Genomic DNA, 22516 nt, shown 5'->3' on the forward strand with positions numbered 1-22516 from the left:
GAAACCAGCGCGCTGATTGATTCGGTTCCGCGCTTACCGGCGTGATAAGCGTGCGCGATGTTATGAGCGTGATTCAGCGCGACGCAATCGGATCAATCCGAAGCTCTGGCGGTGTGTCCTTATGACCACTGCGCAGCGAAAGCCCGACCACTGTCGCATGCGCGCAACTTCAAGACACCGAACTGTCGTGGCGCTTCAGACAACGCCTTGGATAAGTGCGCGCAACCAAGGGTTTTCCCATATCGAAAATGGGCTTTTCGAATTATTCGAAAAGCCTTTTGCGATTCCTTTGCCGGCTTCTCAAAAAAACCGGGCCATAAACTTTGCCGTGCCGAATTTCGGACAGAGGCTAAACGAGCAATGTGTTGATCCGCTCGACAAGCGTTCAACCGAAGCAACCCATCGGGTCCGCAGGACTCACACAAAGGAATACGCATGAAAAAGAATCTCATCGGAGCGGCCGTGGCGGCCATCGCTGCATCTTTTGCGACGGCGGCGAGCGCGCAAAGCAGCGTTACGCTGTACGGTGTGCTCGACGTGGGCATGACCTTCGTGAACAACGTCGCCACCGGCGCGCCTGCCGGCCAGCCGCAGAAGGGCAGCTTCCGCGGTCTCACCAGCGGCAACCTGCAGGAAAGCCGTTGGGGTTTGCGCGGCTCTGAAGATCTGGGCGGCGGCATGAAGGCCATCTTCACGGTGGAAAGCGGCTTCAGCGTCAACAACGGCCAGTCGAACGACAGCGGCGCGACCTTCGGCCGCCAGGCATGGGTCGGGATGCAGTCGGGCTTCGGCACCATCACGCTCGGCAAGCAGTTCGACTCCGTCGTCGACTATCTCGGCCCGCTGAGCGCGGCAGGCACGTGGGGCGGTACGTATTTCGGGCACGTCGGCGGCAACGACAACCTGAACAGCGACTTCAGCATCGCCAACTCCATCAAGTACCAGAGCCTGAACTACGCCGGCCTGACGTTCAGCGGCCTCTATGGCTTCTCGAACAACGCGAACGGCTTTGCTGACAACCGGGCCTACAGCTTCGGCGCCGGCTACACGAATGGTCCGCTGAAGCTCGGCGCGGCCTACATGCAGGCCAACGGCGTGAACTCCACGACCAATGGCGCCGTGACCGGCGAGCAGTTCACCAACACGTTCGGCTTCGGTCCGGCCACGGGTCAGCGTCAGCGCACGTTCGGCGCGGGCGCTGCGTACTCGATCGAGGCCATGACGTTCGGCGGCGTGTGGACGCAAAGCCGTCTCGACAACACGGCGCTGGAAAGCGGTTCGCTCGTCATCAACAACTACGAAGTGAACGGCCGCTATCTGCTGACCCCGGCGCTCGCGCTCGGCGCGGCCTATACGTTCTCGACGGCCAAGGCCAGCGGCTACGGCAAGAGCACGGACACGGTCAAGTACCATCAGTTCGGCGTGCAGCTTGACTACGCGCTGTCGAAGCGCACGGACTTCCACGTCGAAGGCGTGGCGCAGATCGGCTCGGGCGGTGCGGAAGGCTTCTACCCGACCGCGGCAATCGCCAACTACAACAACTCGTTCGGCGCGTCGTCGAGCAGCCGTCAGGTGCTCGTGAACACGGGCATCCGTCATCGCTTCTGATATCCGCGCGAAGTAACGCGGCGCGCCGCGAGCGCGGCGCATTGTCAAAAGGCACCTCGCGGTGCCTTTTGTTTTTGTCTTGCCTGGCATCGCGCCGCGTGGCCACCTGCGCCGTCAAGCCGAATTGCACTACCATGGCATGCACCGGGCGCAGGAGCGAAGATCATCGATGCGCCTCACGGGCCGCCACCAGGAGCGCAAACATGATTTCGACATGCCGATCCGCTGTCCGCTGGACCGCTGCATGGGTTTTGCTGTTGCTTGCATCGGGCGCGGCTCATGCCGATGCCGTCGCGCTGAAAGCCAACCTGCAACCCTCGAGCGAAGTCCCGCCGCGCGTGAGCAAGGGCCATGGCACGCTCGACGCGACCTTCGACACCGACACTCACGTCCTTGCCTGGACCGCGACCTACGCAGAGCTGTCAGGTCCGGCGACGATGGCGCATTTTCATGGCCCGGCGCCGGTCGGGCAGAACGCCAAGGTGCAGGTGCCGGTCGACAAGAAATCGCTTGCCAGTCCCATGAAGGGCCAGGCGACGCTCAACGAACAACAGGTCGCGGACTTGATGTCCGGACAGTGGTACTTCAACATTCACACGCAAGAGAACCCGACCGGTGAGATACGCGGTCAGGTCATGCCGTCGAACTGAGCGCACGCCGATGAGCTGGCAACGCGCGCTAGCCTGCTGGGCGTTGCGCACGCGGATCCGGCCGCATACCGCGCGGCCTGAACTCGACGTCGAACTGGCCCGGTCCTATGCGTCGCGTCGAGTGTGGACGCCGCGCGTGCCGAAGGGCTGGCGGCTCACAGTCAGCGCATCCGGTGACGAATGGCTCACGAAGGAGACGCACACGCCGCGGACGATTCTGTATCTGCACGGCGGCGGCTATTACTTCTGCTCGCCGCGCAGTCATCGTGCGATTACCTTCAGGCTCGCGTCGCAGGCGCACGCCAACGTGCTGTCGCTCGATTACCGGCTGGCGCCCGAACATCGCTTTCCCGCTGCGATCGACGATAGCGTCGCGGCATATCGGCGCTTGCTCGACGAAGGTACGCCCGCGCAGTCGATCGTCCTTGCCGGCGACTCGGCGGGCGGCGGCCTGGCGCTCGCAACCTTGCTCGCGTTGCGTGACGCCGGCACGCCGCTGCCGGCAGCGGTGGTCCTGTTTTCTCCGTGGACGGACCTGACCTGCGGCGGCTCGTCGATGCGGACGAACGAAGGCCGCGATCCGATGTATCACGCCGCAGTGTTTCCGCGTGTCGCCGCGCAGTATCTCGGCGGCGCCGATGCGCGCCATCCGTATGCGTCGCCGCTGTTCGGCGAATTTGCCGGCCTGCCGCCGCTGCTGATCCAGGTCGGCGACACGGAACTGCTGCTGGACGACTCGACGCGCGTCGCCGGGCGGGCGCGCGCCGCAGGCGTCGCGGTGCAGCTGGATGTCTGGCGCAGCGTGCCGCACATCTTCCAGATCTGGGCGCCGTTCATGCCGGAGGCCAGCGAGGCGCTGGCCCGCGCGGCGGCGTTCATCGAACAGGCAACGGCTTCACGCGAAGCTCATCGGCCGCCCATCACCTCGATGGTCTGATACGCGCGCTCGACGGCCGCGCCGCCATAACGGCGTTCCAGTCTGCGCACGGTGAAGTGTCCGTGCGCCATTTGCTGGAAGTGATCGATGAACACGGTATTGACCATGGCGCCGAGTACCGCGCCGATCGCCGGGATCGACTTGGCGGCCACTTGCTCGCTGACCTGCACAGAGAAGCGCGACGCGATGGTCTGCAGGAACTTGAGGAGCGCCGTGGAGCCGTGGCTGCCCAGGCCCTTCGCCGCGATCTCGCTGGTCGCGCGCGAGACCGACTGCGCCAGTGCGCCGCGCACGATGAAGTAGCCGAGATCGGCGTTGTCGTCGCTGGCTTTCGTGCCGCCCATGCCGAGCACCATCAAGCATTGCAGCTGCGTCTCGACACGCTGCAGGTCCTCGCCCTCGCTGCGCGCGATGTCGCAGATCGAGCGGAACATCAGCGTCGTCGTGACGGGCAGTTCCACGGGCAGCGCGAACAGGCCGAACGCACCGCCCGCGGCGCCGGTCGTCGCGACGGCGAGCTTGTGCATCAGATTGTGCGGCTTGTCGGGCGGCGGCGCGAGCAGCGAACCAGAGGGCGTGCTCTTGCCGATCGTCCGCAATGCGAGTTGCAGGCACTTCCGGAGCGCGAGCTGCGTCGCTTCGTCGACTTTTTCCTGCGCGGCCCCCGGCAAGCGTCCGAGCAGCTTCTCGATCGGCGCGCCGACGACGCTCGCCAGTTTCATGGTGAGTGACGGACTCTCCAGCAGCTCCTTGGCGTGGGACAGAGCGGCGAAATCGTCGGTGGAAAGCGGGGAGGTAATGATCGGCGTCGGTTCCATTGGGATATGTTCGTTACGTAGCGTAAGCATTAGAGTGCCACGCGGATTGGATGATCACAGCATGCTATGATTCCCGTTCCGTTGACTAGTCAATCGTTGCGCTTACAAAGATGGCCGTACATACCGCCGCGCATCATTCCAGCGGACAGGTTCTGCCTTTCCGCGAATCGCTCATGGCGATGCTGGGCGTCTCTTTCGTCACCATGCTGGTGGCGCTCGATCAAACCGTGGTGGGCACCGCGCTGCCGACCATCGTCGCTGAACTCAAGGGCTTCGACCTCTACGCCTGGGTCGCCACCTCCTACTTGCTGACCTCCGTCATCACGGTGCCGATCTTCGGGCGGCTCGGTGACTATTACGGGCGCAAGCCGTTCGTGATTGCATCGATCGTCGTGTTCACGGTCGCCTCGGTCCTGTGCGGGCTCGCCAACAGCATGATGTTCCTGGTGCTCGCGCGCGGCCTGCAGGGGATCGGCGGCGGCATGCTGGTGGGCACCGCGTTCGCCTGCATCGCGGATCTGTTTCCGGACAACGTCGTGCGCCTGCGCTGGCAAGTGCTGATGAGTTCGGCGTTCGGCATCGCCAATGCGGTCGGGCCGTCGCTCGGCGGCTTCCTGACGCAGTACTACGGCTGGCGCTCGGTGTTCTACGTCAACCTGCCGGTGGGCGTGATCTCGCTGTTCTTCGTGTGGCGCTTTCTGCCGCATCTGCGTCACGTCGTCCACCAGGGCAAGATGCGGCTCGACTGGCCCGGTGCGCTGCTGATCGCGGCGTCGCTGGGCGCGCTGCAACTGTTCGTCGAGATGTTGCCCAAGCACGGCTTCGGCGTGGCAACGGCGGGCCTGCTGGTCATCGCCATCGCGGCGGGCTTTGGCTTGTGGCGCTGGGAAAAGCGCTGCGATTACGCGATCCTGCCGATCGACATGTTCCGCAACCCGGCGCTCGCCGCGCTCTTCACGCTGGCGATCCTCGGCGGCTTCACGATGTTCTCGCTGCTGTTCTACGCGCCGCTGCTGTTCCAGGGCGGCTTCGGCATGTCGCCGAAGGATGCGGGCGTGATGATCACGCCGCTCGTGGTGTTCATCACGATAGGCAGCATCGTGAACGGACGCATCGTGACGCGCCTGAAGAACGCCAACCTGATGCTGTATGCCGGCTTCTCCCTGCTGGCGCTGTCGTGCCTGGGTGTCGTCGTGGCCACGCACAACATGCCGCGCTCGCTGTTGCTGGTGGTCATGCTGCTCGGCGGCCTGGGCCTCGGCTTCGTGATGCCGAACCTCACCGTGTTCGCCCAGCAGACGGCCGGTCGCGCGCATCTCGGCATCGCAACCGCGCTGCTGCAATCGCTGCGCATGATCGGCGGGATGATCGGCACGGCGCTCACCGGTACGCTCGTGAGCCAGCTGTACGCGAGCGGCGTGAACCTCGCGCTCGACAAGGCGCATGCGCTGCGCTGGGCCGGCGATCTCTCGGATCCGCAGATCCTCATCAATCAGGACGGGCAACAGGCGCTGCTCGCGCAACTGAGCGCCGCGGGCCACGACGGCGCGATGCTGCTCGAGTCCGCGCGCGAGTCGCTGGTGGCGGCGATCCACATCGGGCTGGCGCTGGCGGCGCTGATCGCGGTGGTATCGGTATGGCAGTCGCGGCGTGTTCCTCCGGTGCGCCTGAAAGGGCCGCAGGAACCGGTCATCCTCGCCGAATGAGCACGGGAAACACAGCATGAACGAACAAGACCGTATCGCCGTCATCCAGCAGTTCGGACGCACCTATCGGGCGTTCATGTCGGCGTTCGAGACGGCCGTCGGTCAGCCGATGCCCCGCTGGCGCATCCTGCTCGCGCTGCACGAGCATGCGGGCGTGCTGTCGCAGAAGAAGCTCGTCGAGCACTTGAAGGTCGATCCCGGCGCGCTGACACGACAGCTGAAGACGCTCGAAGGACTCGGCTGGATCATGCGCAGCGTGGATGCGCGCGACAATCGCGTGTCGAATGTCGCGCTGACGGCGCAAGGCCGGGCGATCGCGCAGGAAGGCCTGCCGCGCCGCAATGCGTTCCTGCATGACACGATGGCGTCGCTGCCCGACGAGGCCATCGAGGCGCTGTCGAGCGCTTTGCACATGTTCGAGGGACGCATCCAGGACGTGGCGGCCGCCAATGCATCGCAGGCGGCCGCGCTCGAGGCGAAGATTTAAAAGAACGTCTCGATCACTTCGGTGACGCGATACTTCGGATCGACGACGAGAATCTGACGCCACTTGTCGAAGGTCAGGCAGGGGTGCGAGATGTCGAACGCGATCATGTCGCCCACTTTCAGATCGTCGCCCGGACGGATGCGCAGATACGCGTGCTGATCCATCAAACCAAAAATTTCCCAGCCTTCTTCAGCCGCGATGTCGCGTGGCGCGTCGTTGCCCGGACGATAGTGCTTCGCCGGTTCCGGCATGCCGGCGTCGAAGGCCGAATCGCGCTTGCCGAGCCCGATGATCGCGCGGTCCGGCTCCGGAATCGACTGCACGTACGCCCACAGTTGCAGCGCCGGTTTCAGTCCCTGGCCCATTTTCTTCGCGATCGGATTGCGCGCGAAGATCTCGTTCTGGGCCTTCTTGTAGATGCCGACATCGTGCGTCAGATAGCAGCCCGGACGCAGCACGACTTCGATGGCGTCGCTATGGGCCTTGGCGAATTCGTCGGCGACCACGTCGTACCACGCGGAGCCCGCGCCGGAGAGGATCGCCGGCTGGCGTTTGATCTTGCCGTCGGCGATCAGCGCGCGCGTGACATCGACGGCGCTTTTCAGGAACTCGCGCACCCGCGCTTCGTCCTGCAGCACGCCTTCATACAACTCGATGCCTGCCAGTTCGATCGTGCCCGGCCAGCGCGCGATGGCGGCGAGCACGGCGTCGCGCTGGGCGTCGTCACGCACGCCGGTGCGCCCGCCCGGCACGCCGAGTTCGATCAGCACATTGAGCTTCTTGCGCACCGAGCTGAAGAATTCACCGAGCTGATCGACGCCGTCGGCTGAATCCACCAGGCAGAAGAATTCGAAATTCGGATCGGTGAGCAACTCGGCGATCATGCCCATGTTGCGCTTGCCGACCAGCTGGTTCGCCATCAGCACGCGATGCACGCCGCCGCGATACGCCGCGCGCACCTGATGTGCGGTGGCCAGCGTGATGCCCCACGCACCGGTTTCCAACTGACGGCGGAAGAGTTGCGGCGCCATCGTAGTCTTGCCATGCGGCGCGAGCTTCACGCCGTATTCGCCGACGAATGCCTGCATCCACTTCAGGTTGTGCTCGATGCGGTCCGCGTACAGCACGGCGGCGGGCAGGCTGACATCTTCCTCGAGCAGGTTCCATTGCAGGCGCGCCGCGTCCTGCAACTGGATGCCCGTGCCCGGCACCATGCCGAGGCCCTTGCCGAACGGGTCGATCGCGGGGCTTTGATAGTTTGTAACTTTCATGCGCTGCTGCTCCATCGTCCATTTAAATAGATTCGGGCGCCGTCTCACGTGCTCCGATGTTGACGCTACGATAGTAACCAAAGTAGCATCCGGGATGGAAATGTTATTTAGTAACATCATCGCGAGTCAACCGCGCACCTCATGAACGGCCCGTCTCATTCCATCGGTATCGACATCGTCGCACGCATTGCGGAGCGCGCGCCCGAACTGCGCGACGCGGAACGCAAGGTGGCGGCGCTGATCCTCGACGACATCGTGGCCGCGTCGCGCGCGAGCATTGGCGCGCTGGCGGACAAGGCGGCGGTGAGCGTCGCGACGGTCACGCGTTTCGCGAAGGCGGTCGGCTGCGAGGACGTGCGCGAATTGAAGCTGCGGCTCGCGCAGGCGGCGGGTGTCGGCCAGCGCTTCCTGACGCGCGATGCCGACGCCGTGCCGGCTTCGCTGGCGGCGCGCATCTTCGAGGAAGTGCAGGGCACGCTGGCGCAGAACCAGGGCGCGCTCGCGGCAGCGCCGGTGGCCGAGGCCGCCGACGCGCTTGCCGCCGCCGCGATGATCTACGTGTTCGGGATGGGCGGCGGCTCGACCGCGCTCGCCGATGAAATGCGCTTTCGCCTCGTGCGGCTCGGCCGGCCGGTGGCGTCGTATCAGGACGGCCTGCTGCAACGGATGGTGGCGTCGACATTGTCGAAGGAACACGTCGTGGTCGCGCTCTCGGTGACCGGGCAGACGCCGGAGATGGTCGAAAGCTGCCGGCTCGCGAAGCAGTACGGCGCGCGCGTGATTGCGCTGACCGCGCCGGCGTCGCCGCTCGGCGTGCTGGCCGACTGGCTGATCCCGGTCATCGCAATGGAAAGCGACTTCATCTACAAGCCGTCGTCGTCGCGCTACGCGATGATGATGGCGCTCGACCTGCTCGTCACCGAACTCGCCGTCAAGCAGGCCGACACCAGCCGCGAACTGCTGCGCCGCATGAAGCATGCGCTCGACGCGCATCGCGGCGGCGGCGAGCGTCAACCCTTGGGAGACTGATGATGGAACTGGCCGATACGCTGATCGTCGGCGCGCGGGTGATCGACGGCACGGGTGCGCCCGCCGTGGCGCGCGATGTCGCGGTGCGCGACGGACGCATCGTCGCGATCACGGCGCCCGGCGGCTTGTCCGCCTGGCGCGCCGGCGACACCTTCGATGCCGAGGGCAAGGTGCTCGCGCCGGGCTTCATCGACGTTCACACGCACGACGACACCCACGTGATCCGCGTGCCGCAGATGATGCCGAAGATCACCCAGGGCGTGACGACGGTGATCGTCGGCAATTGCGGGATCAGCGCGTCGCCGGTGACGCTGAAAGGCGCGCCGCCCGACCCGATGAACCTGCTCGGCGATGCCGCCGCGTTCCAGTATCCGACCTTTGCTGCCTATGTCGATGCAGTGAACGGCGCGCGCCCGGCGGTGAACGTCGGCGCGCTGATCGGCCACACGGCGCTGCGCAGCAATCACATGGACAGGCTCGACCGCGCCGCCACCGGCGACGAAATCGCCGGCATGCGCGCGCAGCTCGAAGAGGCGCTGGCGCATGGCGCGCTCGGTTTGTCGAGCGGTCTCGCCTATGGCTCGGCGTTCAGCGCGCCTCCCGAGGAAGTGCAGGCGCTCGCCGAACCGCTGGCGCAGGCGGGCGCGCTCTACACGACGCACATGCGCACCGAGTTCGACGCCATTCTCGATGCAATGGACGAGGCCTATCGCGTCGGGCGCCATGCGCGCGTGCCGGTGGTGATCTCGCATCTGAAGTGCGCGGGGCCGTCGAACTGGGGGCGCAGCACGGAAGTGCTGAAGTCGATCGACACCACGCGCGCAGGGCAGCCGGTCGCGTGCGACTGTTATCCGTACAACCGCAGTTCGTCGACGCTCGATCTCAAGCAGGTCACGGGCGACATCGACATCACGATCACCTGGTCGACGCCGCATCCGGAGATGGCGGGCAAGCTGATCCGCGAAGTGGCCGACGCGTGGCAGGTGACGCAGCAGGAAGCCGCGAAGCGCTTGCAGCCGGCGGGCGCGGTGTATCACAACATGTCGGAAGACGACGTGCGGCGCATCCTCTCGCATCCCGCGACGATGGTCGGCTCGGACGGTTTGCCGAACGATCCGTTGCCGCATCCGCGTCTGTGGGGCGCGTTTCCGCGCGTGCTCGGGCACTATGCGCGCGACACGTCGCTGATGCCGCTCGAGGAAGCGGTGCGCAAGATGACGGGTCTGACAGCGCGGCGCTTCGGTTTGACGGAGCGCGGTGAGGTGAAGGTGGGCCATCACGCGGATCTGGTGGTGTTCGATCCTGAACGCGTGCGCGATGCCGCGACGTTTGCGCAGCCGCAGCAGGCGGCGGACGGCATCGACGCGGTGTGGGTGAATGGGGTGCTGACGTATCGCGAGCGGGCCATGACCGGTGCGCGCGCGGGACATTTCGTTGCGCGCGGCGCGGCATCGAAGCTCGATGCGCGCGGTGCGTTCTAAACCTGTATTTGAATCAAGGAGTGAAGCGATGAAGCGTTATGGCGTGGAAGGCGGCAAGGGACAAGGCGGCGCGCATATGCCGTTCGCACGCGCGGTGGAGGCCGATGGCTGGCTGTTCGTGTCGGGCCAGACGCCGATGGAAAACGGCGAGGTGATCAACGGCGGCATCGTCGAGCAATCGCACAAGGCGATTCAGAACGTGCTCGCGATCCTGCAGGAAGCGGGCTACGGCACGGAGCACGTGGTGCGTTGCGGCGTGTGGCTGGACGATCCGCGCGACTTCGCGTCGTTCAACAAGGTGTTCAAGGAGTATTTCGGCGCGAACCCGCCGGCACGGGCGTGCGTGGTGTCGTCGATGGTGATCGACTGCAAGGTCGAGGTGGATTGCGTGGCTTATAAGAAGGCGGCTGCGTGAGTTGAGCCCATTGGTCGGTCACTTACGCGGAGAAGTGCGGCCTCATACGAATCTGAAGTGACGAGTCGAGCAGCTCGCCACTTCAAGTTCGAGTGCTTTCCGCGAGGCCGATCAGTTCAAGGCAACCGGCCCTGCACGACTGCGTTGATGTCCTGGGGTGAGATCATCGGTCCGTGCGCTCGAACAAGCGCTTTTCCAGGAAGTTTGACTAGCATGTCTCCTGCTCCCGTCAACGATTCCGCGCCAGCCTCGTCGATGACGATGATCGATTCCGACGTTTTCTGAACTGTGAGAGCGATTCGCGCTGGAACATTGCTGCGAATCAGACCGGAAAAAGTTTTCGCATCCGGGCGTTGTGTTGCGAGAATCAGATGAATTCCTGCTGCCCGAGCCTTCTGAGCGAGTCTCACGATAAGAGGCTCGATCTTCTTGCTCTGCAGAACGAGGTCCGCGAGTTCCTCAACCACGACAGCGACGTACGGAAGCTCTGCGCCTTTTTTCAAAGCCTGAGCAATATCGGAAACTCCCAAGCCTGCGAATGTAGCGTAGCGCGTGTCCATTTCAACCACGAGACGTTGCAGGAGCTTCAGAGCTCCTGCAACGTCCGGCACAACTTCCCCGCCAAAGAGGTTGTCGAGACCGGAATAGGGTGCAAACTCGACCTGCTTCGGGTCGATGAGTGCCAGTTGCAACGTCTCTGCGGATCGACCGAGCAGAAGCGAGAGGACAAGCGTGTGCAGACACACGCTTTTGCCCATCCCCGTTGCCCCACCAACTAGCAGATGGGGTGCAGTGCGCAGATCGAACGAGACGTTCGCGCCGTCAAGATCAAGTCCGACGAAAACCGGTAACCCCAAGTCATCTGCCGAAGCTGCAATTTTTTTGCATACCTTATTCAGATGCAGCATGACGAACGGACTTTCAACCAGAGTATCGTTTGAGACTACGTGTACAGGCCTGGTTCTTTGCGATGGAGGAATTGTCAGAAGCGCTTCGAACGCAAGGTGCGCAACCAAGGTGGAATCCTTACCGCCTGAGAATCCAATGATCCAAGGAAAATCTTGTGCAGGAGATAAATACTCCGATCTTATATCCGAGATAACTCTTTCCCAGAGTTCCTCAATCGAGTGGTGTTCGTCTCCCGCTTGAAATATCTTGCTCATGCTCAACTTTCTTTGCAGCGGCGATACTTTAAAATCTTATACGGTTTGCTAATCAATGACCATGTGGAATGTGAAAATAAAAACCCGAAATAAATCGGATTTCTCTGATTTATTTCGGGTTGCCTTGGTGCTTAAGATGTGCGGCTTCAGCTCAGTAAGAAAATTCCATCGGCTTTCGTTGAGAAAATTCTTTATCACTGCCGCGCCAGCCGCGCATTATCCGGCATCGGCAGATTGAAGTTGGTGCGGAACGGGTTGATATCCAGCCCGCCGCGCCGCGTATAACGCGCATACACCGCGAGCCGTTCCGGCTTGCACTCCCGCATGATGTCCATGAAGATGCGCTCGACGCATTGCTCATGAAACCCCGTGTGTCCGCGATAGGACACGATGTAACGCAGCAATCCCGCGTGATCGATCTGCGAGCCATAGTAGCGGATCTGCACGCTGCCCCAGTCCGGCTGGCCCGTCACTGGACAGTTCGATTTCAACAGGTTCGAGAACAGCGTCTCGTCGACGGGCGTCTCACCGTGCGCCGCGCTCAGCAATGACGGGTCGGGCGAATACACGTTGCAATCGAGGTCGAGCCGGTCGAGCGACAGGCCATCGAACTCTTCCATCACGAGCTTGCCGAAATCCGCGGGCGCGCTGAGTTGCACGGACACCGTCGCCCCGCAGATCGCCGACACGTCGCGCTTGATGGCGGCGCGCACGTCGTCGATGGAATCGAACGGCGTCTGCGCGAACGATCCCAGATACAGCTTGAACGACTTCGACTCCACGATGTTCGGCGCATCCGCCGGCACGAAGAACGTGGCGACCGCAATCTGCGGCTTGCCGTTACGGTTCAGCCAAGAGAGTTCGTAGGCATTCCAGATGTCGGTGCCGAAGAACGGCAGCCGCGCAGGGACGCCGATCGCATCGCGCGCGCGCTTGCGGTCGATCGCGAACAGCAGCGACGCATCGTACTGTTCGGTGTAGTGGACGGGCTTGCCGAGCGGAGATTGATCGGGTGTCATGTGGCGTTCGCTATGCCGCTGAGAACGTGCCCCGTGACGGTGACGTCGCGGGCCGATTCGCAATGGCGAATTTGATCGTCGAAGAAAAAGTCGGGCTCGAATTCTCGCAGGAAGTCGCCCTTGTCGAGGCCGCCGAGGAACATCGCTTCGTCGATCTCGATGTTCCAGGCCATCAGCGTCCGGATCGCACGCTCGTGTGCAGGCGCGGAGCGGGCGGTGACCAGTGCGGTGCGGATGTGCATCGGCGGGCTGCCGTTCGCGGGCGTCGTTCCTTCGCGCTCGCCTTGCGCGGCAATGCGCTGGAGCTTGTGAAGGGCGGCGAGCAGCGGTTTGAGCGGTCCGCCCGGCAAGGGCGAATCCTTCTTGTCGAGTTCGTGGCCAATGAACGCCGGCAGGCCGCTCTCCTGAAAGACGCGCTCGGCTTCGTCGGAAAAGATCACGGCGTCGCCGTCGAAGGCGATGCGAATCTCATGGGCGTAATGGCTCGCCGCGACGACCGTTTCGGGCAGAACGCTGGCGGCGGGGAAGCCGGCGTCGAGCGCCGCACGCACATCCTCCGGATTCGCCGACAGAAACAGCGAAGCGCGCAGCGGCCGCAGATAGCGGAACGGCGAGCGCCCGCGCGTGAAGACGCCGCGCTCGATCGCCAGGCCATGCTCCTTGCACGAGCGAAACGCGCGCAGGCCGCTGATGGGATCGCTGCGCGACAGGATCACCACCTCGACACGCTGTTCCTGTGTGTTCAGCGCAAGCAGCTTGCGGATCAGGCTGAATGCCACGCCGGGTTTCGCGGGCGTATCGAGCCGCGAGCGCTGCAAGGCCTCGTAACGCGCGAGATCACCGGTTTCGAAGACGCCGTTCTCTTCTTCGAAATCGAACAGCGCACGCGACGAAATCGCGACGACGAGCTTGTCTTCGAGCGTGAAAGACATCTTGGTCAGCCGAGGAACAGGCGGTACACCGGATTCGCGCCTTCGTCCCACCACGGATAGCCGAGCGTCGCGAGGAAACGCTCGAACTCCGCGTTGTCCGTCTGCGGCACCTGGATGCCGACCAGAATCGAGCTATAGTCCGCGCCTTGGTTACGGTAATGGAACAGGCTGATGTTCCAGTCCGGCGCCATCGACGACAGGAACTTCATCAGCGCGCCCGGCCGCTCCGGGAATTCGAAGCGCAACAGGCGTTCGTCGCGCGCGAGCGGCGAGCGGCCGCCCACCATGTAGCGGATGTGCTGCTTCGAGAGTTCATCGTGCGACAGATCCACGGTCGCGAAACCATGTTCGACGAAGGCCGTCATCATCTGCGCCGTTTCCTTGCGCGACTTGATCTGCACGCCGACGAAGATGTGCGCGGCTTTTTCGTCCGCGATGCGATAGTTGAACTCGGTCACGCTCCGGGTGCCGACCAGTTCGCAGAAGCGCCTGAAACTGCCGCGCTCCTCGGGAATCGTCACGGCGAACACCGCCTCGCGCGCTTCGCCCACTTCGGCGCGTTCGGCGACGAAGCGCATGCGGTCGAAATTCATGTTCGCGCCCGAGGTCACCGCGATCAGCGTCTTGCCCTCGATGCCTTCGCGCTCCGCATACAGCTTCGCGCCCGCCACCGCGAGCGAGCCCGCCGGTTCGAGCACCGAGCGCGTGTCCTGGAACACGTCCTTGATGGCGGCGCAGAGGGCGTCGGTGTCCACGGTGATGATGTCATCGAGCAGTTTCCGGCACAGGCGGAAGGTTTCCTCGCCGACCAGCTTCACCGCGGTGCCGTCCGAGAACAGGCCGACCTCGCTCAACGTGATGCGCTCGCCCGCCTTGACCGACTTCGCCATCGCGCAGGAATCCTCGGTCTGCACGCCGATCACCTTGATCTCCGGACGCACGGCCTTGATGTAGGCCGCCACGCCCGCCGCCAGACCGCCGCCGCCGATCGGGCAGAAGATCGCGTGGATCGGGCCCTGATGCTGGCGCAGGATTTCCATCGCGACGGTGCCTTGCCCGGCGATCACGTCGGGATCGTCGAACGGATGCACGAAGGTCAGGCCGCGTTCTTCCTGAAGCTGCACGGCGCGCGTGTAGGCGTCGCTATAGGATTCGCCCGCCAGCACGATTTCGACCGTCGGGCCGCCATGCGTGCGGATCGCGTCGATCTTGACCTGCGGCGTGGTGGTCGGCACCGCGATCACCGCGCGGCAGCCGAGCCGCGCCGCCGACAGCGCCACGCCCTGCGCATGATTGCCCGCCGAGGCCGTAATCACGCCGCGCGCGAGTTCGTCGGCGGAGAGGTTCGCCATCTTGTTATAGGCGCCGCGAATCTTGAAGGAGAACACCGGCTGGTTGTCCTCGCGCTTCAGGAACACGGCATTGCGCAGGCGCGCCGACAGATTGTTCGCGGGTTCGAGCTCGCTTTCCCGCGCGACGTCGTACACACGCGCGGTCAGCACTTTCTTCAGGTAGTCGGGATGTGTCATGCGGAAAATCGTCACGCGGCACGCATGCGTGCGGGTTTTGAGGGCGAAAGCATCCATGATAGCGCCTGTCGCGCTCGTCGCCGCACCCCCATATGTTCCGACCGTCCGGACGGTCGTGCAAAAAAGCGTCGAAAATGCCATGAACGCGTCGCGAATGTACTAGCAAAAAGCCCTTCCGCCTGCTAGCGCCCGGCAACGCGCGTCATGATCCTGGGTTAGAATTTCCTTTTACGTATCAGCAATCAGGATCGGCAGATGCACCGGCAGCTTCGGATCGATTTTCTGGCGCATGTCCCCCGCGCGTCGCACGCGGCGGCCGAGCGGCATGCGCGTCACGCGCGATCGTGGCGTTGATCCCGGGCACACCGAAGGCGTCTTGATGACGTCCGCCTCGCAGCACGTTGCGCAGGGCGGTTCCGGCGGCCTTCGCCAAGATAAGTCTCACTCGAAAATTTGCGCCCCCACGCGCATCGCCGGCGTTCCGCTTAGCAGAGCGCCCGCCGGCACACCGAACCGTCGAACATGAACGCACCTCAAGCCTTCGATCCGAACGGCGCCCATGCCGCCTTGGCGCTCGATATTGAACCCCGTCTGCGCGAAATTCCCTATAACTACACGTCGTTTTCCGATCGTGAAATCGTGATGCGGCTCCTGGGCGACGAAGCCTGGGCCGTCCTCGACGAACTCCGCAACGAGCGCCGCACCGGCCGCTCGGCGCGCATGCTGTACGAAGTGCTCGGCGACATCTGGGTCGTGCGCCGCAATCCGTATCTCCAGGACGACCTGCTCGACAACCCGAAGCGCCGCGGCATGCTGGTCGACGCGCTGAATCACCGTCTCGCCGAAATCGAGAAGCGCCGCAGCGCGGACCTGTCCGCTCACCATGACGAAGCCGGCAGCCAGGAACGCGCCGGGCGCGTGCAGTTGCTGGTGGCCGCAGCACGCCGCGCCGTCGACGACTTCGCCGCCGAATTCGCCCGCATGGCCGACCTGCGCCGCCGCGCGTCGCGCGTGCTGGGCCGGCAGACGCAGAAGGACAACATCAAGTTCGACGGCCTGTCGCGCGTCGCGCACGTCACCGACGCCACCGACTGGCGCGTCGAGTATCCGTTCGTCGTGCTCACGCCGGACACCGAAGCCGAGATCGCCGGTCTCATCAAGGCGTGCTTCGAACTCGGGCTCACGGTGATTCCGCGCGGCGGCGGCACCGGCTACACCGGCGGCGCGATTCCGCTGACGCCGTTCTCGGCCGTCATCAACACGGAAAAGCTCGAACAGCTGGGGCCGGTCGAGATGACCAGCCTGCCGGGCGTCGAGCACAAGGTCGCGACCATTTTCTCGGGCGCGGGCGTCGTCACGCGGCGCGTGACCGAAGCGGCGGAACAGGCGGGCTTCGTGTTCGCAGTCGATCCCACTTCGCTGGACGCGTCCTGCGTCGGCGGCAATGTGGCGATGAACGCGGGCGGCAAGAAGGCGGTGCTGTGGGGCACGGCGCTGGACAATCTCGCGTGGTGGCGCATGGTCGATCCGGAAGGCAACTGGCTCGAAGTCACGCGCCTGGATCACAACTGCGGCAAGATCCACGACATCGAAGTGGCGCGTTTCCGGCTCGACTGGTTCGACGGCAATCGTGCGCCGGGCGAGAAGCTGATCCGCACCGAGAATCTCGACATTGCCGGCCGCACGTTCCGCAAGGAAGGACTCGGCAAGGACGTCACCGACAAATTCCTCGCCGGCCTGCCCGGCGTGCAGAAGGAAGGCTGCGACGGCCTCATTACGTCGGCGCGCTGGATCCTGCACAAGATGCCCGCGCACACGCGCACCGTCTGCCTCGAATTCTTTGGCCAGGCGCGCGATGCGATTCCGAGCATCGTCGAGATCAAGGACTATCTGTTCGAAACGTCGAAGCAGGGCGGCGCGATCCTCGCCGGCCTCGAGCACCTGGACGAACGCTACCTGCGCGCGGTCGGCTATGCCACCAAGAGCAAGCGCAACGCGTTCCCGAAGATGGTGCTGATCGGCGACATCGTCGGCGACGACGCCGATGCCGTTGCCGCCGCCACGTCCGAAGTCGTGCGCATGGCGAACGGCAAGAGCGGCGAAGGCTTCGTCGCGGTCAACGCCGAGGCGCGCAAGCGCTTCTGGCTCGACCGCTCGCGCACGGCCGCCATCGCCAAGCATACGAACGCGTTCAAGATCAACGAAGACGTCGTGATTCCGCTCAATCGCATGGGCGAATACACGGACGGCATCGAGCGCATCAATATCGAGCTGTCGATCAAGAACAAGCTGGAACTCGTCAATGCGCTCGAAGCGTTCTTCCGCACCGGCAAGCTGCCGCTCGGCAAGACCGACGACGCCAATGAAATCCCCAGCGCCGAGCTGCTCGAAGACCGCGTGCAACAGGCGCTGGATCTGCTGAAGCGCGTGCGCGAGCGCTGGACTTTCGTCGGCGAGCACCTCGACATGCCGCTGCGCGAGGCCCAGCACCAGTTGCTTCAGCTCGGCTACGAAGCGCTCGCGGAGAAGTTCGCGGACCGCGTCGACGTGCAACCGGATGCCAACGTGTTTCACGTCGCGCAAGACCGCACGGTGCGCATCTCGTGGAAGCAGGAGATCCGCGCCGAGTTGCGCCAGATCTTCAACGGCGGCGAATTCAAGCCGATCCTCGACGAAGCGCAAGCCATCCACAAGCAAGTGCTGCGCGGCCGTGTGTTCGTCGCGCTGCACATGCATGCCGGCGACGGCAACGTGCACACCAACATCCCCGTCAACTCCGACAACTACGCGATGCTGCAGGACGCGCATCACGCGGTGGCGCGCATCATGAAGCTGGCGCGTTCGCTCGACGGCGTGATCTCGGGCGAGCACGGCATCGGCATTACGAAGCTGGAGTTTCTGACGGAAGAGGAAATCGGCGATTTCCGCGCCTACAAGCAGCGCGTCGATCCGCACGGCCGCTTCAACAAGGGCAAGCTGTTCGACGGTGCCGATTTGCGCAACGCCTATACGCCGTCCTTCGGGCTGATGGGCTACGAGTCGCTCATCATGCAGCAGTCGGATATCGGCGCGATTTCCGAGTCCATCAAGGACTGCCTGCGCTGCGGCAAGTGCAAGCCGGTATGCGCGACCCACGTGCCGCGCGCGAACCTGCTCTACAGCCCGCGCAACAAGATTCTCGCCACGTCGCTGCTGGTCGAGGCGTTCCTGTATGAAGAGCAGACACGTCGCGGCGTGTCGATCAAGCACTGGGACGAGTTCAACGACGTCGCCGACCACTGCACCGTCTGCCACAAGTGCGTGACGCCGTGCCCGGTGAAGATCGACTTCGGCGACGTCACGATGAACATGCGCAACCTGCTGCGCAAGATGGGCAAGAAGAAGTTCAACGCGGGCAATGCGGCGGGCATGTTCTTCCTGAACGCGACCAATCCGCAGACCATCAATCTCGCGCGCACCGCGATGATGGGCGTCGGCTACAAGGCGCAGCGCCTCGGCAACGACGTGCTGAAGAAGTTCGTCAGGAAGCAGACGGCGAAGCCGCCCGCAACCGTCGGCAAGCCGCCGGTCGTCACGCAGGTGATCCACTTCGTCAACAAGAAGATGCCGGGCAACTTGCCGAAGAAGACGGCGCGCGCGCTGCTGGATATCGAGGACAACAAGATCGTCCCGATCATCCGCAATCCGCAGACAACCACGGTCGATTCCGAAGCGGTGTTCTACTTCCCGGGCTGCGGCTCGGAGCGGCTGTTCTCGCAGGTCGGCCTCGCCACGCAGGCCATGCTGTGGGAAGCGGGCGTACAGACCGTGCTGCCGCCGGGCTATCTGTGCTGCGGCTATCCGCAACGCGGTTCCGGCCAGTTCGACAAGGCCGAGAAGATCGTCACCGACAATCGCGTCCTGTTCCACCGCGTCGCGAATACGCTGAACTATCTCGACATCAAGACCGTGGTGGTGTCGTGCGGCACCTGCTACGACCAGCTCGCGGGCTATGAATTCGAGAAGATCTTCCCGGGCTGCCGGATCATCGACATTCACGAGTTCCTGCTCGAGAAGAACATCAAGCTCGACGGCGTGAGCGGCACGCGCTACATGTATCACGACCCGTGTCACTCGCCGATCAAGACCATGGATCCGGTCAAGCTGGTCAACCAGCTGATGGGTTCGGAGAAGGACGGCTACAAGATCGAGAAGAACGACCGCTGCTGCGGCGAGTCGGGCACGCTCGCGGTGACGCGGCCGGACGTCTCCACGCAGGTGCGCTTCCGCAAGGAAGAAGAGATCCGCAAGGGCGCGGCCAAGCTGCGCGGCATTCCGCTCGTCGCGGAAGCGGGCGCGAACGCGATCAACATCGCGAATGCGTCGGCGGGTGCAGCGGGCGCGCAGCCCGGCTCCGTGCTCAAGGCCGGCGACGGCCCGCAGCCGGTCAACGGCGCCGCGCCGCAGGACGTCAAGATCCTGACGAGCTGCCCGTCGTGCCTGCAAGGCTTGTCGCGCTACAACGAGGACGCCAACGTCGAGGCGGACTATATCGTCGTGGAAATCGCGCGCAAGGTGCTTGGCGAGAACTGGATGGAACAGTACGTCGAACGCGCGAACAATGGCGGTATCGAGCGCGTGCTGGTGTAATAGCGACATCGAGGACGATTCGCCAGAGGTTCGAGATGGACTGTGTGTTTTGCCGTGAAGACGGCGGCGAAGTACTGTGGCAGGACGGCGCGTTGCGCGTCGTCCTTGCCGATGAGCCCGACTGGCCCGGCCTGTGCCGCGTGATCTGGGGGGCGCATGTCGCCGAGATGTCGGATTTGCCGGACCCGGATCGCGTGCGTGTGATGGCCGCCGTGAATGGCGTCGAGCGCGTGATGCGCCGCGTGCTCGTGCCCGAGAAGATCAATCTCGCGAGCCTCGGCAACCAGGTGCCGCATGTTCACTGGCACGTCATCCCGCGCTTCTCCAACGACTCCCGCTTTCCGCTGCCGATCTGGGCGCCGCGCCAGCGCACCGTGTCCGAATCGCAGCTGTCGAAGCGGCGCGCCCAGGCAACGCTCCTGCGCGAGCAGGTACGCAACGAACTGAACCAGCAGTTTGGTCATCCATAAGACGAGATCATGAGCGGACTCACTTCAACGACGCCGATTCCCACCGGCGTCGTCGTGCATTCGAAATCACACGTGCTGGAACTGCAATACGGCGACGCGTCGTATCGTGTGCCGTTCGAGCTGCTGCGCGTGTATTCGCCATCGGCGGAAGTGCAGGGCCACGGGCCGGGACAGGAAACGCTGCAGACTGGCAAGCGCGAGGTGACGATCATCGGCATCGATCCGGTTGGGCACTACGCGCTGCAACTCAATTTTTCAGACGGCCACAACACGGGTATCTACTCCTGGGACATCCTTCATGATCTCGCGACGCGCCAGGACGAACACTGGCGCGACTATCTGGCGAGACTGGAGGCGGCGGGCGTCGACCGCGACACGCCGATGGCCGTCAAGATCTCCGGTGGCGGCCATTGCCACTGAAATCAGTCGATATGCAGCTGCGGCATATCGCCGCGCACCCGGCGCGGCAATTGCGCGGCTTGGAAAGAACAACAGGTGAGGAAAGAGCGCGATGAGCAAGACCCACTTCGGATACGAAACGGTCGACGAGCAGGACAAGGCGAAGAAAGTGGCGGGCGTGTTTCACTCTGTGGCGAGCAACTACGACTTGATGAACGACCTGATGTCCGGCGGACTGCATCGGATCTGGAAGCATTTCACGATCGGGCAGGCGAAGGTGCGGCCGGGCTACAAGGTGCTGGACATCGCGGGCGGGACCGGCGACCTGGCAATGGCGTTTGCCCGACAAGCCGGCGAAACAGGTGAAGTCTGGCACACCGACATCAACGAATCGATGCTGCGTGTGGGCCGGGATCGCCTGGTGGACAAGGGCGTCATGACGCCGACGCTGCTGTGCGATGCCGAGAAGATTCCGTTCCCGGACAATTATTTCAACATCATTACTGTTGCCTTCGGTCTTCGTAACATGACCCACAAGGACCGCGCGCTCGCCGAGATGACGCGCGTGCTGAAGCCGGGCGGGCGCTTGCTGGTGCTGGAATTCTCGAAGGTGTGGGATCCGCTCAAAAAGCCGTACGATCTATACAGTTTCAAGATTTTGCCGTGGCTGGGCGAGAAAGTGGCCAAGGACGCGGAGAGCTATCGGTACCTGGCAGAGTCCATCCGGATGCATCCCGACCAGGAAACTTTGAAAACAATGATGGAACAAGCGGGCCTGGATCGAGTCGAATATTACAATTTGTCAGGTGGCGTGGTAGCGTTACACGTCGGGACCAAATTTTAGTGTTCCACTCTTCAAAGGATTCGAAATGTCCGATTCGCGCATACCCCAACCCCGGGGTTTCCTGAACGTCTTCTTCAGGAAGGCCGGAATACTGGCGCTCGCTGGCGTTATTGCGGCCGGCGCACTCTTCGCGGAAACGGCGGACGCCAAGCGCATGGGCGGCGGCCGCAGCATGGGCCGTCAGTCGGCCACCGCCACGCAGCAACATCAGGCGACGCCGCCGTCGCAATCCATGCAGCAGGGCCAGGCCGCGCAGGCACAACGGGCGCAACCCGCGCCCGCCACGCCGGCCGCCGCCGCGCAACCGGCGCGCAACCGCTGGCTCGGACCCATCGCCGGTCTGGCGGCGGGTCTCGGCATCGCGGCGCTCCTGTCGCATTTCGGCCTGGGCGAAGCCTTCGCCGGCGCCATGGCGAACATGATCATCATCGCGCTCATCGTGCTGGCCGCGGTCATGCTGTTCCGCTTCATCATGCGCAAGCGTCAGGGCGCCCAGGGCGGCAACACGCCGGCTTACGCCGGTGCAGGCTCGTCCTCGGGTTCGCCGTACGGCGCAAGCGCGCGCACGGGTCTGGACCCGGCGCCGGCGCAAGTGCCGCAGCAATTGGGCGGTTACGGCGCGACGTACATCGAATCGGCGCCGCAGCAGCAAGCGGTCAATCCGAACGTGCCGGCGGGCTTCGATACCGAAGCGTTCGTGCGTAACGCAAAGGTCTACTTCGTGCGCCTGCAGGACGCTTGGGATCGTGGCAACACGAACGACATCCGCGAATTCACCACGCCCGAAATGTTCGCGGAAGTGAAGCTCGACGTCGAAGCGCGCGGCAGTGCGCCGAATCGTACCGATGTCGTGCAGCTCAACGCCGACGTCCTCGGCGTGGAAGACCGCCCGCAGGAATATCTGGCGAGCGTGCGCTTCCATGGTCTGATTCGCGAGTCGGAAGGATCGGCGGCCGAGCCATTTGTCGAGGTGTGGAACCTGTCCAAGCAGAAGTCCGGCAACGAAGGCTGGCTGCTGGCCGGCATCCAGCAGGTCAGCTGAGCGTCACCGCGCGCCGGACGCGTCCAGCGCGTCGCGGCGCCGGCGCACCCGCCGGAACCGGCAAGCGTCAGTGTGATCGCCGGTGGC

The 22516-nt window shown here is 63.9% G+C and carries 19 protein-coding genes; 13 read left to right on the forward strand and 6 right to left on the reverse strand.

The genetic code is table 11. The annotated features are described in order from the left end of the window. Positions 1-435: 435 nt before the first annotated feature. From QCE69_RS01350 to QCE69_RS01360, 3 genes are all read left to right on the forward strand, one after another. A complete protein-coding gene (locus tag QCE69_RS01350) occupies positions 436-1608 on the forward strand; it encodes a porin (RefSeq protein WP_309929048.1) in 1173 nt (390 codons plus the stop codon). Positions 1609-1811: 203 nt separating this feature from the next. Then, on the forward strand, positions 1812-2258 hold the full coding sequence (locus QCE69_RS01355) for a CHRD domain-containing protein (protein WP_309913590.1): 447 nt from the start codon (positions 1812-1814) through the stop codon (positions 2256-2258). Positions 2259-2268: 10 nt separating this feature from the next. Further along, entirely contained in the window at positions 2269-3195 is a 927-nt protein-coding gene (locus tag QCE69_RS01360; protein WP_309929051.1) for an alpha/beta hydrolase, read from the forward strand. Here QCE69_RS01360 and QCE69_RS01365 read toward each other — a convergent pair. Then, the gene (locus tag QCE69_RS01365; RefSeq protein WP_309913597.1) at positions 3165-4013 is read right to left on the reverse strand and encodes an EcsC family protein; all 849 of its coding nucleotides are present in this window, start codon (positions 4011-4013) and stop codon (positions 3165-3167) included. The genes QCE69_RS01360 and QCE69_RS01365 overlap by 31 nt on opposite strands. 110 nt (positions 4014-4123) lie before the next feature. On the opposite strand from QCE69_RS01365, the gene QCE69_RS01370 reads away from it, so the two are divergent. Then, positions 4124-5719: an MFS transporter gene (locus QCE69_RS01370; protein ID WP_309913600.1), complete on the forward strand. Its 1596-nt coding sequence runs from the start codon at positions 4124-4126 to the stop codon at positions 5717-5719. 16 nt (positions 5720-5735) lie between these two features. Continuing rightward, complete coding sequence (locus QCE69_RS01375) at positions 5736-6206, forward strand: MarR family transcriptional regulator (protein WP_309913602.1); 471 nt, start codon at positions 5736-5738, stop codon at positions 6204-6206. Here QCE69_RS01375 and QCE69_RS01380 read toward each other — a convergent pair. Then, complete coding sequence (locus QCE69_RS01380) at positions 6203-7477, reverse strand: amino acid deaminase (protein WP_309913606.1); 1275 nt, start codon at positions 7475-7477, stop codon at positions 6203-6205. The two genes, QCE69_RS01375 and QCE69_RS01380, sit on opposite strands and share 4 nt — an antisense overlap. Before the next feature lie 141 nt (positions 7478-7618). On the opposite strand from QCE69_RS01380, the gene QCE69_RS01385 reads away from it, so the two are divergent. The 3 genes from QCE69_RS01385 to QCE69_RS01395 are packed head-to-tail and all read left to right on the forward strand — an operon-like array spanning position 7619 to position 10402. Further along, positions 7619-8506, forward strand: coding sequence for a MurR/RpiR family transcriptional regulator (locus tag QCE69_RS01385; protein WP_309913609.1), 888 nt, complete (start codon positions 7619-7621; stop codon positions 8504-8506). 2 nt (positions 8507-8508) lie between these two features. Next, the gene (locus QCE69_RS01390) at positions 8509-9987 is read left to right on the forward strand and encodes a D-aminoacylase (protein WP_309929054.1); all 1479 of its coding nucleotides are present in this window, start codon (positions 8509-8511) and stop codon (positions 9985-9987) included. A gap of 28 nt (positions 9988-10015) precedes the next feature. Beyond that, the gene (locus QCE69_RS01395) at positions 10016-10402 is read left to right on the forward strand and encodes a RidA family protein (protein ID WP_309807160.1); all 387 of its coding nucleotides are present in this window, start codon (positions 10016-10018) and stop codon (positions 10400-10402) included. A 116-nt stretch (positions 10403-10518) separates the two neighbouring features. Here QCE69_RS01395 and QCE69_RS01400 read toward each other — a convergent pair whose 3' ends face one another. The 4 genes from QCE69_RS01400 to ilvA form a co-directional block, all read right to left on the reverse strand. Next, entirely contained in the window at positions 10519-11565 is a 1047-nt protein-coding gene (locus QCE69_RS01400) for an FtsK/SpoIIIE domain-containing protein (protein WP_309929057.1), read from the reverse strand. 194 nt (positions 11566-11759) lie between these two features. Beyond that, the gene (gene queF, locus QCE69_RS01405; RefSeq protein WP_309807162.1) at positions 11760-12584 is read right to left on the reverse strand and encodes an NADPH-dependent 7-cyano-7-deazaguanine reductase QueF; all 825 of its coding nucleotides are present in this window, start codon (positions 12582-12584) and stop codon (positions 11760-11762) included. Beyond that, the gene (locus QCE69_RS01410) at positions 12581-13516 is read right to left on the reverse strand and encodes a 5'-nucleotidase (RefSeq protein WP_309913624.1); all 936 of its coding nucleotides are present in this window, start codon (positions 13514-13516) and stop codon (positions 12581-12583) included. The genes queF and QCE69_RS01410 overlap by 4 nt, the downstream gene beginning before the upstream one ends. 5 nt (positions 13517-13521) lie before the next feature. After that, positions 13522-15045 (reverse strand): threonine ammonia-lyase, biosynthetic, encoded by a 1524-nt coding sequence (gene ilvA / locus QCE69_RS01415; protein WP_309931514.1) that lies wholly within the window; start codon positions 15043-15045, stop codon positions 13522-13524. A gap of 522 nt (positions 15046-15567) precedes the next feature. On the opposite strand from ilvA, the gene QCE69_RS01420 reads away from it, so the two are divergent. From QCE69_RS01420 to QCE69_RS01440, 5 genes are all read left to right on the forward strand, one after another. Beyond that, a complete protein-coding gene (locus tag QCE69_RS01420; RefSeq protein ID WP_309929060.1) occupies positions 15568-19674 on the forward strand; it encodes an FAD/FMN-binding oxidoreductase in 4107 nt (1368 codons plus the stop codon). A gap of 35 nt (positions 19675-19709) precedes the next feature. Next, positions 19710-20144 carry an HIT family protein gene (locus QCE69_RS01425; protein WP_309807165.1) on the forward strand — a complete coding sequence of 145 codons (435 nt, stop codon included), beginning with the start codon at positions 19710-19712 and terminating at the stop codon, positions 20142-20144. A 9-nt stretch (positions 20145-20153) separates the two neighbouring features. Continuing rightward, positions 20154-20564 carry a DUF971 domain-containing protein gene (locus tag QCE69_RS01430; protein WP_309929062.1) on the forward strand — a complete coding sequence of 137 codons (411 nt, stop codon included), beginning with the start codon at positions 20154-20156 and terminating at the stop codon, positions 20562-20564. 91 nt (positions 20565-20655) lie between these two features. Next, positions 20656-21387, forward strand: a complete 732-nt coding sequence (gene ubiE, locus QCE69_RS01435; RefSeq protein WP_309913633.1) for a bifunctional demethylmenaquinone methyltransferase/2-methoxy-6-polyprenyl-1,4-benzoquinol methylase UbiE — start codon at positions 20656-20658, stop codon at positions 21385-21387. A 25-nt stretch (positions 21388-21412) separates the two neighbouring features. Beyond that, complete coding sequence (locus QCE69_RS01440) at positions 21413-22429, forward strand: Tim44-like domain-containing protein (protein ID WP_309929065.1); 1017 nt, start codon at positions 21413-21415, stop codon at positions 22427-22429. Positions 22430-22516: the final 87 nt, after the last annotated feature.

It is taken from the genome of Caballeronia sp. LZ032, assembly GCF_031451315.1.
GTDB lineage: Bacteria > Pseudomonadota > Gammaproteobacteria > Burkholderiales > Burkholderiaceae > Caballeronia.

Coding starts and splice junctions, on each gene's coding strand:
- QCE69_RS01385 (WP_309913609.1), top strand. CDS start 7,619: ATGAACGGCCCGTCTCATTCCATCGGTATCGACATCGTCGCACGCATT.
- QCE69_RS01350 (WP_309929048.1), top strand. CDS start 436: ATGAAAAAGAATCTCATCGGAGCGGCCGTGGCGGCCATCGCTGCATCT.
- ilvA (WP_309931514.1), bottom strand. CDS start 15,045: ATGACACATCCCGACTACCTGAAGAAAGTGCTGACCGCGCGTGTGTAC.
- QCE69_RS01360 (WP_309929051.1), top strand. CDS start 2,269: ATGAGCTGGCAACGCGCGCTAGCCTGCTGGGCGTTGCGCACGCGGATC.
- QCE69_RS01410 (WP_309913624.1), bottom strand. CDS start 13,516: ATGTCTTTCACGCTCGAAGACAAGCTCGTCGTCGCGATTTCGTCGCGT.
- QCE69_RS01355 (WP_309913590.1), top strand. CDS start 1,812: ATGATTTCGACATGCCGATCCGCTGTCCGCTGGACCGCTGCATGGGTT.
- QCE69_RS01420 (WP_309929060.1), top strand. CDS start 15,568: ATGAACGCACCTCAAGCCTTCGATCCGAACGGCGCCCATGCCGCCTTG.
- QCE69_RS01390 (WP_309929054.1), top strand. CDS start 8,509: ATGGAACTGGCCGATACGCTGATCGTCGGCGCGCGGGTGATCGACGGC.
- ubiE (WP_309913633.1), top strand. CDS start 20,656: ATGAGCAAGACCCACTTCGGATACGAAACGGTCGACGAGCAGGACAAG.
- QCE69_RS01370 (WP_309913600.1), top strand. CDS start 4,124: ATGGCCGTACATACCGCCGCGCATCATTCCAGCGGACAGGTTCTGCCT.
- QCE69_RS01430 (WP_309929062.1), top strand. CDS start 20,154: ATGAGCGGACTCACTTCAACGACGCCGATTCCCACCGGCGTCGTCGTG.
- QCE69_RS01380 (WP_309913606.1), bottom strand. CDS start 7,477: ATGAAAGTTACAAACTATCAAAGCCCCGCGATCGACCCGTTCGGCAAG.
- queF (WP_309807162.1), bottom strand. CDS start 12,584: ATGACACCCGATCAATCTCCGCTCGGCAAGCCCGTCCACTACACCGAA.
- QCE69_RS01375 (WP_309913602.1), top strand. CDS start 5,736: ATGAACGAACAAGACCGTATCGCCGTCATCCAGCAGTTCGGACGCACC.
- QCE69_RS01365 (WP_309913597.1), bottom strand. CDS start 4,013: ATGGAACCGACGCCGATCATTACCTCCCCGCTTTCCACCGACGATTTC.
- QCE69_RS01395 (WP_309807160.1), top strand. CDS start 10,016: ATGAAGCGTTATGGCGTGGAAGGCGGCAAGGGACAAGGCGGCGCGCAT.
- QCE69_RS01400 (WP_309929057.1), bottom strand. CDS start 11,565: ATGAGCAAGATATTTCAAGCGGGAGACGAACACCACTCGATTGAGGAA.
- QCE69_RS01425 (WP_309807165.1), top strand. CDS start 19,710: ATGGACTGTGTGTTTTGCCGTGAAGACGGCGGCGAAGTACTGTGGCAG.
- QCE69_RS01440 (WP_309929065.1), top strand. CDS start 21,413: ATGTCCGATTCGCGCATACCCCAACCCCGGGGTTTCCTGAACGTCTTC.